16 protein-coding genes are annotated in these 15,034 nt (G+C 43.8%); 4 read left to right on the forward strand and 12 right to left on the reverse strand.

Annotated features, from left to right (window positions below):
* Position 1: 1 nt before the first annotated feature.
* Together Vsou_RS10585 and htpX are read left to right on the forward strand one after the other, a co-directional pair.
* A complete protein-coding gene (locus Vsou_RS10585) occupies positions 2-700 on the forward strand; it encodes an acetate--CoA ligase family protein (RefSeq protein WP_188603829.1) in 699 nt (232 codons plus the stop codon).
* A 48-nt stretch (positions 701-748) separates the two neighbouring features.
* Positions 749-1,726, forward strand: a complete 978-nt coding sequence (gene htpX, locus Vsou_RS10590; protein ID WP_188603828.1) for a zinc metalloprotease HtpX — start codon at positions 749-751, stop codon at positions 1,724-1,726.
* 65 nt (positions 1,727-1,791) lie between these two features.
* On the opposite strand, the gene Vsou_RS10595 is transcribed toward htpX, so the two are convergent.
* On the reverse strand, positions 1,792-2,085 hold the full coding sequence (locus Vsou_RS10595) for a hypothetical protein (protein ID WP_229709910.1): 294 nt from the start codon (positions 2,083-2,085) through the stop codon (positions 1,792-1,794).
* Positions 2,086-2,238: 153 nt separating this feature from the next.
* Between Vsou_RS10595 and Vsou_RS10600 the strand changes: the two genes are divergently transcribed.
* Positions 2,239-2,718 (forward strand): hypothetical protein, encoded by a 480-nt coding sequence (locus tag Vsou_RS10600; RefSeq protein ID WP_188603827.1) that lies wholly within the window; start codon positions 2,239-2,241, stop codon positions 2,716-2,718.
* An 86-nt stretch (positions 2,719-2,804) separates the two neighbouring features.
* On the opposite strand, the gene Vsou_RS10605 is transcribed toward Vsou_RS10600, so the two are convergent.
* The 6 genes from Vsou_RS10605 to Vsou_RS13305 form a co-directional block, all read right to left on the reverse strand.
* Positions 2,805-3,848, reverse strand: coding sequence for a DUF1152 domain-containing protein (locus tag Vsou_RS10605; protein WP_188603826.1), 1,044 nt, complete (start codon positions 3,846-3,848; stop codon positions 2,805-2,807).
* A 69-nt stretch (positions 3,849-3,917) separates the two neighbouring features.
* Complete coding sequence (locus Vsou_RS10610) at positions 3,918-4,712, reverse strand: hypothetical protein (RefSeq protein ID WP_188603825.1); 795 nt, start codon at positions 4,710-4,712, stop codon at positions 3,918-3,920.
* A 6-nt stretch (positions 4,713-4,718) separates the two neighbouring features.
* Positions 4,719-5,024: a hypothetical protein gene (locus Vsou_RS10615; protein ID WP_054843958.1), complete on the reverse strand. Its 306-nt coding sequence runs from the start codon at positions 5,022-5,024 to the stop codon at positions 4,719-4,721.
* Positions 4,993-5,154, reverse strand: coding sequence for a hypothetical protein (locus Vsou_RS10620; RefSeq protein ID WP_188603824.1), 162 nt, complete (start codon positions 5,152-5,154; stop codon positions 4,993-4,995). The genes Vsou_RS10615 and Vsou_RS10620 overlap by 32 nt, the downstream gene beginning before the upstream one ends.
* A complete protein-coding gene (locus Vsou_RS10625) occupies positions 5,151-5,369 on the reverse strand; it encodes a hypothetical protein (protein ID WP_188603823.1) in 219 nt (72 codons plus the stop codon). Before Vsou_RS10625 ends, Vsou_RS10620 begins: the two co-directional genes overlap by 4 nt.
* 211 nt (positions 5,370-5,580) lie before the next feature.
* On the reverse strand, positions 5,581-8,274 hold the full coding sequence (locus tag Vsou_RS13305; RefSeq protein ID WP_188603822.1) for a helicase-related protein: 2,694 nt from the start codon (positions 8,272-8,274) through the stop codon (positions 5,581-5,583).
* Positions 8,275-8,710: 436 nt separating this feature from the next.
* On the opposite strand from Vsou_RS13305, the gene Vsou_RS10640 reads away from it, so the two are divergent.
* Positions 8,711-9,727: an SIS domain-containing protein gene (locus Vsou_RS10640; protein WP_188603821.1), complete on the forward strand. Its 1,017-nt coding sequence runs from the start codon at positions 8,711-8,713 to the stop codon at positions 9,725-9,727.
* Here the strand turns inward: Vsou_RS10640 and Vsou_RS10645 are convergent.
* The 5 genes from Vsou_RS10645 to Vsou_RS10665 all read right to left on the reverse strand — a co-directional run bounded on the left by Vsou_RS10645 (position 9,687) and on the right by Vsou_RS10665 (position 14,907).
* A complete protein-coding gene (locus tag Vsou_RS10645) occupies positions 9,687-10,889 on the reverse strand; it encodes an MFS transporter (protein ID WP_188603820.1) in 1,203 nt (400 codons plus the stop codon). The two genes, Vsou_RS10640 and Vsou_RS10645, sit on opposite strands and share 41 nt — an antisense overlap.
* Positions 10,890-10,951: 62 nt before the next feature.
* Entirely contained in the window at positions 10,952-11,857 is a 906-nt protein-coding gene (locus tag Vsou_RS10650) for a branched-chain amino acid transaminase (RefSeq protein WP_054843951.1), read from the reverse strand.
* 63 nt (positions 11,858-11,920) lie between these two features.
* Positions 11,921-12,319: a metal-dependent transcriptional regulator gene (locus tag Vsou_RS10655; RefSeq protein WP_188603819.1), complete on the reverse strand. Its 399-nt coding sequence runs from the start codon at positions 12,317-12,319 to the stop codon at positions 11,921-11,923.
* A gap of 63 nt (positions 12,320-12,382) precedes the next feature.
* Positions 12,383-13,633: an NRAMP family divalent metal transporter gene (locus Vsou_RS10660; protein WP_188603818.1), complete on the reverse strand. Its 1,251-nt coding sequence runs from the start codon at positions 13,631-13,633 to the stop codon at positions 12,383-12,385.
* A 68-nt stretch (positions 13,634-13,701) separates the two neighbouring features.
* Entirely contained in the window at positions 13,702-14,907 is a 1,206-nt protein-coding gene (locus Vsou_RS10665) for an MFS transporter (protein WP_264890725.1), read from the reverse strand.
* Positions 14,908-15,034 lie beyond the last annotated feature (127 nt).

Genomic DNA, 15,034 nt, shown 5'->3' on the forward strand with positions numbered 1-15,034 from the left:
GATGAACCCAATAATTACAAAGGCCCTTGAGGAGGGTAGGTATAAGTTGCTTGAGCATGAGTCCTTCGAGTTACTTAGGCAGTATAATATTCCAGTCCCTGACTTCGCGCTTGTTCAGAATGTTGACGAGGCGCTTAAGGTTGTTAAGGACATTGGTTACCCAGTGGTACTCAAGGTTGTTTCCCCGGACATAATTCATAAGTCCGACGTTGGCGGTGTCATACTTAATATAAATAATGATGACGAGCTTAAGAACGCCTGCGAGAGAATTAGGAATAACATTAAGGAGAAATCACCCTATGCTAGGATCAGTGGATTTCTGCTGCAGAGGATGGTACCTGAGGGTTTGGAGACTATAGTTGGTGCCACGAAGGACCCAATATTCGGTCACGTAATAGCCTTTGGCCTTGGCGGTGTCATGGTTGAGGTTCTACAGGACGTTAGCTTTAGGATCGTACCAATCACTGAGGATGATGCAAGATCAATGATTAGGGAAATAAAGGGCTATAGGCTCTTCAATGGTTATAGGAACATGCTGGCCAGGGATGAGGAGGCCATCGTTTATATAATAACTAAGTTCTCAGAGCTACTTTCCGACAATCTAAACATCGTCGAGGCCGACCTTAACCCAGTCATAGTTCTTGAGAGAGGTAAGGGCGCCTACGCCGCTGATGCCAGGTTCATTATTGGGTCTACGTAATGTAACGTGAGTTAGGTTTAAAATTAATACCGCACTATCCTGCCTAGTATGAACAAGGCACTACTGGTATTCAGGTTGAAGATGTCATTGGCAATAATAGCGATATTACTACTTGGAGCCGCCCTTACCTATGGCGTCATGTTATGGATAACAAACGGCTCAATAAGCGGCATTGCGTTAGTCACTGGCTTAGTTCTCATGGCCTTCTTCCTAACGCTATTCCAGTGGTTGATTGGTCCATTTCTAATCAACGCCATGTATAGGGCCCATGAGATTAAGCCTGATGATCCAACCTATGGCTGGGTTTATGACCTGGTGGCTGACGTTGCTAGGGCTAATGGATTTAAGAGTGCGCCGAGGGTCTACGTGGCCGATGTGCCATTCCCCAACGCCTTCGCCTATGGAAGCCCAATAGCCGGTAAGAGGGTTGCAATAACATTACCCTTACTGAAGATACTGAAGCCAGGCGAATTAAAGGCCGTTCTTGGGCATGAGATTGGTCACCTCAGGCATAGGGATGTGGAAGTATTGATGGCTATTGGTTTATTGCCCACGGTAATTTACTGGCTTGGTTGGTCGCTATGGTGGGGTGGTTGGTGGGGAGGCTGGTCAGAGGGCAGGAACAATAATGGTGGTTTACTACTTCTCATAGGCCTGGTACTACTTGCCGTTAGTTTCCTATTTCAATTATTTGTTCTATATATCAACAGATTGAGGGAGGCATATGCGGATATTAATGGTGCGTTGACGGTGGAGAATGGTGCACATAACCTCCAGAGAGCCCTTGCCAAGATAACGCTCTATACGGATCCTAGTGTGGTTAGGAAGACTACTAACGGCACACTTCGAATGTTATTCTTTGCACCGCCGGTTAATGTTAATGTTGAGTATATTGAGAGGAATGTTGATGATTTAATAGAGTATTGGAGACATTATAAGCCATCCGTTTGGGAGGAACTTCTCATGTCTCACCCACACCCGGCGAGGAGGATTCAATTACTTGATAGTTTGGCAGAGTCCTCGTAATAACCTCGGTTAAATCACAGAGGTTATTAATTAAATAAATTCCCTTATTTTTCGTTTTTACCTGCCTAACGCTCCTCCACAGCAGACTGCAAATAAAGTACCTTATATTTACCCCTATACTTAATCAGGGCAAATGTAAATATTTGCTTGCCATTGATCTCATTGCTAGTGGCAACGGCCCTCACATACCTGGCATTATCGATATCCTGAGACACATTGCCATCTATGTCGAAGAACATGATTTCCTCAACATTTAACCCAATGCTTGTCAATGCATTTTTTACGCAATCCATGACCAATGGCGGATCAACATCATAGCACTGATTACCCATGAACATGTTCATTACTTTACCATGCACCTCATATACCCGTTTATCTAGGTTATTCATCGCAACATGTTCTCTTCACCTACTAAATATTCCTTATGTCTCTTGTCATTTAACCTACTTCGCCTAATGGGTAATGCAGCACTAGGTAATGCTTATTTTAATGTTAATTGTGTTCCTTACTGTATGGAGATTGTGAATACAGGTAAAAACGCAATGGACATGTTAAATGATCTCCTTAATGATTTGAATAGGGATGATATAACACTCGTTGAGCGATTACCCTATGTACGTGAGTATGAAAGATATAGGGATGTCGTGACCAGTATACTCAAAGAGTTCCACATAGCCCTAGTACTCGTTAGGCTCACATTTAATGATAATTCACGTAAGGGCTATGTTTTCCTAATACGGGGAGAAAGCGGAGAGTTGGGCAAAATACCAACATCAGGCGTCGTCGAGGGATACGTAGTGAGCATCAAGGGCACTGATAGAAAGAAGTTCTTGTACAAGCCAGCAGCGTTTAATAGGCCTGAGGATGTTGCGGCAAGAATAATGGAGTTTGCAAACATGTATAGGAAAGCCGAGGAAAGGATCTCTCAGCTACAATTGCTTCGCGAGGCAGAACGAAGCGACGCATTCTTCTACGAGGAAGCTGGTGATTAAAATTATTTAAGGTTCTTTTTCTTTAGGTTAAAAATTAAGGATAAGATGACGATCACGCCCTTATCTGAATATCACCTAGATGATGACTATCGCCGGCCTGATTCTAATTGATTCCTTAGCTTATTCCTGATTTCCCTTATCATTAGGTATGCCTCCTCGGGGCTTGGTAATTTTGACTTTGCCTTGTAATACCTATAGACCTCCTCTTCGAAATTGAGTTCCGTCATTACCCCCTTGCTATTTAAGGTCTTCATTGCATCCCAGGGATCTCTTGCATTGATCACTAGGTTGACCAGGGGCAATTCATTAATGATCTTCCTAAGGTCTAGGTAATAGGTTATTGATGAGGAGATGTCGAGTTTGACTTTCCTCGTTCCACCCCGTATGTCTGTATCACCGTAATATCCCCTAGCGGCCTTATACACTAACTGACTGGCCTCAGTTATTGCCTTGCCCAGTATATCCTCAAGGAGCACTAGGTCGCTTTGCGTTGGGCCATAGGCGCCCAGGAAGGCGCCTTTACCTGCCAGTTGACTTATCCTCATTAATACGTAGTCCCTGTTTAATTCCCCATCAACACCAGGGCCTGCAACACCAAGTACTACTGGAATACCCGTATAGTCCTGAACCTTTGTTAGAATTGCTACAGAGTAACTATCAGCAAGAGGACTATATAGTTCGTCCTCGCTGCCCAAGGCCAGTGCGTCACCGCCAACGTCAATACCAATCACAGCATCAAAGCCATACTTACTCACATATTCACTGATTTCCCTAGCTACATTAATTACAGGTCCCGAGATGCTTATTCCCAATCCATCGTCCTTGATCACACCGAGTACGTTGGCTATTTGAGGAATTACATGCCTGCCTTCCCTAATGGCGTAGGTATCTCCATTAACTATTGCCAAGTAGTTGCCAAGGGTCTCGGAATTCTGGAGTTCCTGTATCCTAATGGGGCCGGGCACAGGGTCAGAGACGTATCTTTCCCAGAGCACTGCGCCAAGTGTTGCCTCCTTTTCTTCGCCTAATGCTAGGTTATACGTAATCGATGAACCAACGGCATCCCCACCACCACCCAAACCAATAATTAGCACGCTCCTAGCCTTGAAACCGAGTATTTCATCAATCACGGGAATGCATAATTCTGGGTTTATTTAAATGCGTTAACTCATCAATGCATTACCGTGAGGATAACCTAATTAATTATTGCCTACTGCTCCATTGACCGAGAAATAATACGTATTATTAACAAAGGCGTCGATTATTACCATGGCATGAAATCCACCAGTAATTTCCGAGGTCTCATTACAAATGCTAATATCAGGTGAAATGCTTAATACGTAGTTGATTAATCCTGAATAAACCGTGTAATTACGCGTGCGTTTAATCATACTAAATACTCCAGAATAATGGAGAATAATTCGTACCTGCCCATGATAAGCAACTTTGTCGGCTAATTCATTATTTATTTTCCATATAGCGTCCGTTATATTATTGGCATTGATTGTAATGCTACTATCAAAGCCATTGCTTACGTCCCTCACCAATTGTGAATAGTAGCATAGGTTGAAAGGGTATGATACTATGATTGTTCCCTCTATATTACTGGATTGAATGAATGCATCAATTACAATACGGTAGATAGTAAGGCCCCCGTCCCCATAAACTGTGTAATTAACTACCCTATAGATCACTAGGTTATTTGTATCGTTACTTATTGCACCCAGGGCGTTATTTACGGAGTTCGTTATGTCTACGGCCATTAAATTGCAGGTGTAGTTTATTGGGTTCGTTATCAATACGCATGCCCTGTTCTGTAGGATCTGCGGCAGTGTTTCATTTAGTTGCTTGAAGGTATCTATGGATAGCAAGTACTTATTCTCGAGGGTTATGGCTTTAGTGGTTTCAATATTAATGTAATACATAAGGTAGGTGGTTATTGCTATCATTATTAATAGTGTTATTAGAATTGGTAGTAATGATTTATAAATCATGAATTATCACCTAGTATAGACAACGTAAATACTGGATGTCAATTGTGAGTCGTTGACCGCCATCCTTGGGCATATAATCAGGTAGTTACTTGACACTAATTTGTTCATGATAATTATGTGGCTGAGGCCATTACCGCTTAGGTTACCTAATTGACATGCTATAAAGAGGTAGGTCCCCATGGAAGCTTTGTAGTCAATCATTGATAACCTCATTAATAGATTCACTAGGTAGATGGTTAGCACCAGGATCACTACTATTAGGGTTATAGAGATAAGTAAATCAGGGAATACCAAGGAGTCTGCAAGTGCCATTCTCGATCACCACCGCGTAATTGCTTACCGAATTCGCTAGGTATAACGTGTTTAATATGAAGCTTATCATTATTATTACCACAATCATTACCATTACCATTAGTATTGCCGTCACTAAGTACCTAATCATTTAATCACCCAATTAATCCACTGAATAACCCTGCCAAGTTCCTTAATTAATAGAATATTGTTCCTCAATAGCTCAGCATATAATGCGACGATTACTATCGATAACACCGTAGAAACCACGGTGAGTACTAACGCGCCGTACTCCTGAAGCATTATATTCATCAACTCCTCAATTAACTTCACAACTAATACCTGGCAGTTCAATATATAAGCCACTACCGTCACGTCTTTGATTAATTCCCGCAAGGATCAGTCAAGGGGAGCATCGCCCAACCTACCATAGTGCATGATGCCCTGGATTGGGCATAGAGGCAAAATTGAAATAAAACAGGTATGGCACCCTTCATTTCTCAATCCCAATAATGCGCATTATACATGAAGGGCGCTGGTACCATAACGTCAATGCCGAGTGGATTTTCTAACCCCATTAATGGAAGAGTTGCGTACTGCCAATTACATGGCTTATCAATCTCTTAATCTCGTTGGCCAGATATCTCCTGCATTCAGTCTCAAGAACCTCGCCCTTAACATGCCTTCCCTCACTAAGCGCTTCCTCGATTGTGTTCCTGGTCACTATCTCGTAGACCCTTGCCTCAACCTTGCCGTTGCTAGCCCTAACCACACGGCCAACTCTTTGTATCATTTGCCTTTGGGACCCAGTTCCAGATAGTATTACAGCAACATCAGCGTCAGGCACATCTACACCTTCGTCTAGCACAGTAGTCGTTACAATGACCCTATAGGTACCCCTGGCAAATGCTCTAAATATTGAATCTCTGTCACTGGTCCTGGATGTTATTAAAGTAACAATGGGACCAAGTTCATCCTTAAGAACCTTATATACCTCCTCGGCTTGTTTAATGAATTGCGTAAATACAATAATCTTACTTCCAATATTTGTCTCTGTCTTCACGATCTCCTTAGCAATATCAATCTTGGCGCTCGCCATGCTGGCTATATTCCTCAGGACAATGGCATTATCACCAGCCCTCTCATAGCTCCTCCTCTCCTCAGGCGTTAAATCAACGTAAATCCTGAAATGCCTAATGGGAACAACCAACTTAGCCTCAACCATATCCCTATAATCAGCCTGATAAACAATATCGCCAGCGCTCAGGTAAATCAAGTGCTCATTATTATCGCTCCTCTTCGGCGTGGCAGACAAAGCCAACCTAAAGGGTGCCCTGAGCTTAAACGCAACCTCCTTAAAGGTGTCGGCAGGGACGTGGTGGCAATTATGTACTACTATTCCGTTGACCACGAAACTATGGTCCCCCTCTACCTCAATATCGTAGACAAATTCTTCTTCCTTGGAAATACCCCTAGGGGTATTGGTGAGTATTTCCACATTAAGTATTCGTACAGGGACAAAGAATGCGCCACAGTCGGTCTTGTATTCTTTGCCTTTGGTGGTGGAATCGATAGATAGCAATCCCCAAGTACCATACTCAGGACCACCTTCCACTGTTTCTCCGTTAATTTTGGTAACGATGCCAACCCCCTTGCTTCCCTTACCTTCATCACCTCCCTTATTTGCCGGATTCTCTCCTTCCTCCTGCGAAGCATTCATCGTCTCAACAATCTTTATCTCTGTGGCTTTGGATTGTGGGCAGTCGCATAATGACCCCACAGAGCCTGGGGCGTTGAAAGTTCCTTTCTGCAGATCCTGCGCTTGTACGCCATAGAAGTACAGTGCATCCCCGCTCTTCAAAGCTATTGCTGGTTTCCACCCATCCTGCGTAAGGATTAGATGATCTTCCGTCGTCACTAACTCGCCCTTTTCATGAGTGATCCTTACCAATCTTTTGATAAGGGGTATCTTAAAGTAGTTGGTTATGCGCATAAAACGTCCTTTATGCGTAAGAACCTTAACAGGTAATCTCTTCTCCACAATCTCTCCAATGGGTATTAACCCCATATCCGTAATGACCAGTGCATCGTATGGTAAGCACTCATCGAACATGACTAGGTCAAACTTATCGCTTATCTCCGCTATCCTGTTAACGGCCGAGTTATAAATAGCCACAGTAACCTCCCTAACATCATCATAACCACCACCTAGCCTACCGGCCCTAATTCCAAGGTACTTCATTATCCTCTCGTACCATTGATTCATTAATTCCTCCGTAATGACAAGTATTATTGTTGGTACTCTCACCGTGGCCAGGGTCTTGAGGGCTATGAATGTCTTACCACCGCCGGTCGGTACGACAATCGTACCCTTCTTACCAGCCCTTAGCCAGGAATCGAGGGCTCTCTCTTGGAATGGTAGGAGTTTTATCTCGTCCTTAGGAATCTGTATTTGCCTTGGGCTCCATGGCAAGTCAACGACCTTATAACCGCTCTTTGCTAGTAATTCTCTTACAGTATCTTTGAGGAATATGGGGAATTTAATCATGACTTTATCGCTGTCTTTAATAATGTCGTCCTTACGTATGAGCCTCAAATCATGCTTGTTCAGGTTACCTTCCTTATCAACGATGTAATACGGAATGGTTAAGTCCTTCAGCTTTTCATAAAGCTCCCTAGATAGAAAGTGCAGCTCAGCGCTATCAAGGCTGAGCTTGGCGGTCCACCACTCAACTCTCCTCATGAATAAATCCCTCAGTTTATTGTTAGCCAGGGCGAATTCCCGAGCTCTCCTTAGTGCGAGCTCTGCATCGCCAATCACTGCCTTGCCAGCGAGTAATTGCCTGATATTCTCCACAGCCTTGTCGACGTACTCCTCGAATGATGATACATCACCTATGTAATTCCTGTCACTCTTAATGAAGTCCCTGATTAGGCATGACAATGATACAATGAACAAACCACCCTCCTCATTCAACACGCAGTCGCTTGGTATGGAACCGAGGCTCCCTGGGTCCTCAACACCAATTACACCACCTGACGAGTTTACGAGTATAGATCTCATCAACTTCTCAGTCTCCTCACTGGTTAACTCAAGTAAGTCCTTAAGCTCCCTAATTAACGAGACCGAGTAGACCTTACCGGACCAATACTCGCCATTCCACCTGAAGCCCAGCTCCTTCAGCCTATCCTTAACCTGGGATACCCTATCCCACGGCCACTCCCTCCTAATCTCAACATCGCCATTTACTACAACTCTAAAACGAGTCATTAATTATATGGAATTACATAATAAAGGGTTTTAAAATCCATGGGTAAGTATTATTTGTAGGCTTCATATATGTTGTATTACGTAATACGTGATTGTATAGTAATATTTGTTTTCTTCATGCTTAAGGTACTAACAACGCATTAAGTAATGTTCATGTTACTTATAAAATGCAAGTGAAGGTATCAATAGCCTCTGTCTAGCGTTCAAATAACTCTTGGTCTGTTCGGTTCACTTTCTCTGAACACCGAGTATAGGCCCAGGTCCATCACCACCGGCAAGCTTCGACGCCCAGGTAGTAAATCAACAAAGCCCATACGGCATAACTGAGGGTGAGCGGTAACATAATACGGTGAATACATACCGTATGTCTGCGGTGACGTAACTATATAGTACAGTGCTTAAAGCTTACAAAGGCCTGGTTTCTATAATCCTCAGTATGAATCTAATTGATTACCCGAGGTGGCCCTCACTGGCGAGGGAGTCAATACTTAATGTACCCATGGACCTAAGGAGCATTAGGTTGAGTATTGACGGTAAGGTCATTGATTATAGTGGAGATATAGATTCGGTGATCATTACTGGGATGGGTGGTAGTGGCGTTGTCGGCGATATTATTAATGACCTATGTTTGTTCTGGGATTGCAGGGTGCCAATAATCGTGAGTAAGAACATGAGGTTGCCGAGGAGGTTATCGAGGCCGTTGGTCATAGCTATTAGTTACTCGGGCAATACGGCAGAGACAATAATGAGCGCTAATGAAGCATTGGCCAGGGGATACCCAGTGATTGGTATTACTACGGGCGGTAGATTAAGTACAGCACTTAGTGCTAAGGGTGTCCCTGTTATTTTGACCCCAAAGGCATCGGCGCCAAGGTATGGACTACCGGCGTTACTATACCCAGCACTGATAATTCTAGAGAGGTTTAGCGTTGTTTCAGTAACCAATGAGTTGGAGAGCGGTATTTCGGGTATTGAGAATGCCCTTAAGCACGTTGATGATGCGGTGAACCTAGCCAGGCAGTTAGTGAATTCAGTACCCGTGGTTTGGGTTACGGAGAGCAGGCGTGGCGTTGGTATCAGGTTTAAGAACGATCTTAATGAAAATGCCAAGTACTACTCAGTGGTTTCAGTGGTGCCTGAGGGCGCCCATAATGATATAGCCGCGGTAATCACAAAACAAAACGGCTTAAAGCATGTAGCAATAATGGGACCAAATGACTATGAGGGTAGGTATGAGGAAGTCCTCATTGACGTAATATCCTCATTTGGAGCAAAACCGATAATTGTTAAGCTGGAGGGTAAGATGCCCCTCGAGTTGGAGATGTATGGTGCGACGTACCTGGGGATAACCACCCTGGCCCTCGCCGAGTTATTGGGAGTCGAGCCTGTATCCACGGAACCAATTGATAGGCTTAAGAATCTCCTGAATGAAAGGAAAGTATTCCAGGTCTGAATTGCTCAAGGCCTGAACTTAGATAAAATTTAATGAATACAGTGGCCATAGCGATTACCGGTATTAAAAGCAACACTACTGATAATCTAATGCCAATAAGATCCGCAGAAACACCAAATAATGCTGGCACCACTATACCCAGTATACCCTGGAATGCCGAAAAGTACGAATTAGCAGCATTCCTCTCCTCAATACTCGTCCCCCTACTAATCATTAATGTCGAAAGTGGGTATACAGAGCCGTGGGGTATGCCGAGTATTGTCATTGACGCTATAAATACAGCGTAATTTGGCGATAGGTAAAGTGTCGTAATGCCGATTATGGTTAGTACTATAGAAATTAGCATTGGTGTAAATAAGCCCCTTGGGACCCTAATGGTTAGGTAAAGTCTGGTAAGGAATGAAGTAAGGAAGAACGGTACGAATGAGAAATAGGCCAAGTACCTACTGACGTGGTATATGCTTTGTGCGTATATGGCTATGAATGCCGTAAAGACAATAAATGGTATGCTATACGTGGAATTCGCAAGCATGGCTGATACTAAACCCCTATTTCTAAGTATTTTTCCCATGTCAATGCTCCTTCGCGTCCTCTTGGGATCTGGTGGGAATCGTACTCTAAATGATAGGGCAAAGGAGAGTATTGCCAGTGGTATGAATAACAGGAATACGTACCTATAACCAAAGCGGGTCAGTAGGTATGTCTCGAATAATGGACCCACAACAAGGCTAGTACTTAAGGCCAGGGTATAGAGTACTAGCAGTCTCTCTGCAGTGAGTTGATCGCCTACAATGCTTGCCGACGTCATTATATTGGGCATTATTAGGCCGTATGCGAACCCAGTGAGTATTGACACCAACCAAATGCTGAGCGAATTAGCCAGGAAGTACATGGGCAGTAGGGTTATTATTAATGCACTTGAGATAATGAATAGTAGTCTCCTTGTTGATCCAGGTAATCTTGCGTTTATGAATAAAATGGAGACAAGATTCACAGTGGTAACCAATGACGCCAAGAAGCCAACTAGGTAATTGGGAAATAATAGGTCATATCTGGCTAGGAGGGGTGCCGTGGTCCCAATCATGTTGTTTGTCGCACGTGTGGCAAACGTTATTAGGAATATTGTGATTGCGTAATAGGTAATTTCTTGATTGGCACGCATTATAAACAACGGAAAAGCCCATTGCTTAAAAACCATTCTTGATTTAATAAGTCACTAATCCCTTAGTAAATCGGTGTGAGCCAATTCTTGTACTTACTTACTCTACCGTGAACCACATCCATGTAATAACTCCTCACCTTAAGTGTTATTGAGCCTGGCTCTCCATTACCAATGATCTTACCGTCGATGTTTATTACCGGTGTAACCTCAGCAGCGGTTCCCGTGAAGAATACTTCATCGGCTGTGTAAAGCTCCTCTCTGGTTATTCTTTTCTCAATGACGGTGAATCCTAAATCCCTTGCTATATTAATTACGGAGTCCCTGGTTATTCCCTCGAGTATTGAATCATAGGTTGGCGGCGTGTATAACACGCCATCCTTAACGATGAAAACATTTTCACCGCTACCCTCGGCCACATACCCATCGCGATTAAGTAGGATCGCCTCATCAAATCCCGATGCCTTAGCATCCATTAATGCAATCACAGAATTCACGTAGATTCCACCCACCTTAGCTTTCATTGGGAACATGGAGTTATGAACCCTAAGCCAACTAACTACCTTAGCCCTAATGCCCTTGGGCTCTAGGTAGTGCCCGAAGGGTACCGTTATTATTGCCGTGGACACATCAAGGTTCCTAATATCTAGGTTCACAGTGCTCGCTGAAACAAAGGCTATTGGCCTTATGTAAACGTCCTCGTGAACCTCATTAGCCCTCAGCAACTCAACCGTGGCGTCAACTAACTCATCAATGCTGTAATTAACCTTGATGCCCATTATCTTGGCTGAGTTGTGGAACCTTATGTAATGTTCCTTGGCCCTAAAAATAAATAGGTTATTATTCTCAGGGTTCCAATAGGCCCTTATGCCTTCGAATACCGATGTACCGTAGTGCAGGGCATGTGTTAGTATCGGTACCGTAGCTTCGTTTTCAGAGACCAACTTGCCATTAATCCACACATACCTCATTAAGCATTACGCAATAGACTCCTTATTAAGTATTATTGCATATATAATATATTTGCATAGGGATCATGAGCCCGGTATTTCCCTACCATGGGGGCATTTGTTTGGTTTTCCCAGATATTCGTAGAGCTTATCCACGACTTCCTCTGGCAGGGCATAGTCAAACATTTTAGCCAGTTCGCAGGCCTTGTCAGGATCAATACCTGCCTTTACGAGTAAGATCTCAATAACCCTATGAGCCCTAATTAACGAATTCATCTCCCTAATTCCCTCATCGGTTATGAAAATGTCACTATCTCTCTTCTCCACAAGTCCCTTCTTAACTAGGTGGTTAATTTCCTCATAGGCGCTCGCTGAAGAGATACCAAGGGCCTTGGCAATGCCGAATATTGTTGCCCCAGAACCTTTGTCGTTAATCCCCTTAATTACCAGCAGATAAAGGAATTCTCTACTGGATATTCTCACGCTAAGTCCCAGCTACTACACTTAATAAAGATCTAATTAAACCTTATTCCCCAGATATTCCCATCAGATCGAGGTTATAGCCACGTAAATACCGGAGACTATTAGTAACGTCGTCACCACGTAGAGTGCGATTGCCCTTGCCTTACTTATTACGTAGTCACCAACGACTTCCCTTCTGGATACAATGTTTATCAGTAAGTACGTAGGTACGGCAAGGGCTACTGCATTAAACACCATTATATCCAGTATTAGGTTAACGAGATCCTTCATAAACAGTATTATTAGGGCGGCAGGTACGATCTCAACTACATAAAACAAGTAAAAGCCCCTTGCCTCGCACATTTTTTTACTAAGCCCTGTTGCCCACCCAAAGTACTCACTAAGTCCATAGGCAAAACCAAGGCTAATTACGAATATCGCTAGTAACGCGGCAGCCACCATGCCTATGGCGGCTACTATGAACCAGTATGGGCTAATGACCCTGCTTATCGAGAGTAGCGCCGATTGGAATCCATCGACAACCCCACCCCTAACCCTAAGCCAATAACCAACCAATAGGCTACCAATCATTAATGTCTCGCTTATTATCGCGCCCATTATCGTTTCAAACCTCTCATGTGTATAATGCTCCCTCCTCAATCCCTTATCAACAATTGCCGACTGCTGGTAATAAAGCATCCAGGGCATTATTACGGCGCCAATGTTGGCCGCGAGTAACGTTAAATATAGGGAATTGGAGTATGAGCTTGGTAGGAAAATCGATAGTAATGCACCATACACCTCCTGAGTCTTAATGGGTATTACAGCAAAGGCCACTAGGTACACCAGTATGAACGCGGAAATCGCAAGCAGTACATTCTCAACCCTCTTATACGAACCACCCATCAGTATTATTACCGTGTGAAACACAAGGACTAAGACCACGGAAATAACCACGGGCACCCCAAAGAGGAGCCCAATGGCTGATATGGCCGCGTACTCACTGACATAGGCAGCCCCATCTATTATGAGCATGGCGATTAATGATATAACCGCAGCCTTATTACCATAAACCTCCCCAAGTAGGGTCCCCATACCCTTCCCACTGCCCAGGGCAGCCCTGATGGTTAGTTCCTGAATGAAATATAGAGGTATTGTTAGGAGTATTAGCCAGGGAACCATCGCAAGCCCCGTATAATAGCCGCTCTGCATTGCCGTGAGTATACTTGGCGCATCCACATCCGCAAGCATAGTCAACCAGCCAGGACCAAGCAATACCTTAAATGAATCGCTAATTCCCTTAATACTCTTCGATACTCTTTCCTGAAAATCCACGGCAGAGTCACACAAGCACCTACTTAATTAATATTTTTTCTGTGGCAACTAAAAGGGCAGGGATCATACTAGGTACCGTGGATCACCCTGATCCTACCCTCAACACCCCCAAGTAGTACATAGAATAGTATCACCGCTACGGCATAGAGCGCTGATGTAATATACAGAGGCAGGTCCAGGTAACCAACGTCCATTAGGTAACCACCAATGCTAGGGCCCACGGCTCGCGGTATTGAGGATATCATATTCCAGATGCCGAATACCCTGCCGCGTTCTTCCCTTGGTACCAACTCATTAATGAGTGAGGTCAGTAATGGACTTGCCATGTTCATAAGTGTGTTCCTAACTATGAATAAGGCCAGTAGTAGCGGTAAGTCATATATTGACGGCATTATCGCCAGGACACCTGTGGCTAAACCCTCAAGCATCACCACAGAAATTACTCTACTACGCATTAGTCTAGATATTGTGGGCGCCATTAATGTACCCAGGGCAAGCGTGGCATTGGATACGGCGTAAACCACACCCAGGCTGGCAATGTTTATGTGAAACTTTAGGTAAAACCACAGGCTGAACAATGGTATTATAACACCGGCCCCAAGCCCGATTATTGCCTCGGGCACTAGCCTCTTTAACAACCATGACGAATGCAACCTACTCAAATCTCTAAGGTCGATCCTCTCGATCCTAACATTAACAACGGCAGGATCCAAGTGCCTAATTGCATTGAGGACTAGTGGTATTGTTAGGTAAACGGCGATCGCCTCAATGATGAAGGTGAGTTCATAACCAAGACGCCCAAGGTAACTGGGCAATACGGCAATTGCTGAACCAACAACGCTGAAGACCACGTTGAAGGAGGATGATAGGCTAAAAACCTCGTCAGAAACATTCCTCTGCTTGGCATATTCACCGATCATGGCCGTTAATACCACGTATCGATTAAACAACGCCGATGCTAAATAAGCCGCTGAGACGATGATGGGTACGCCAATAGCCATTAGGAGTATTAGGGAACCGCTGATTATGGATAGAATAATGAAGAGCCTGACTCGATCCATCAAGTCCGTTAGGTAGCCAACAATAAACGAGCCAAGGGCGCTCATTAGCGAGAAAAGCCCGAGAACAATACCGATAAGCGTAGTTGATATACCAATACTCAGCATGTATATTGAAAGAATGACCGAATTAGCACCCCAAATAATACCACTTAGTGAATTTGCTGTTGCCAATAACAACCCAACACGGTCAATGCGACTCAGGGGCATCGCCATTGAGTGGAAACCAGGATTAATAAGGTGTATTCTTCAGCGGAAATAGAAAGGCCTTGGGAAGATAGATGCACCGGAGATAATTTTGGTCAAAGTGTAATATGAAATCGAGGGAAATATTTAAAAATAA

This window comes from Vulcanisaeta souniana JCM 11219 (assembly GCF_026000775.1).
GTDB lineage: Archaea > Thermoproteota > Thermoprotei > Thermoproteales > Thermocladiaceae > Vulcanisaeta > Vulcanisaeta souniana.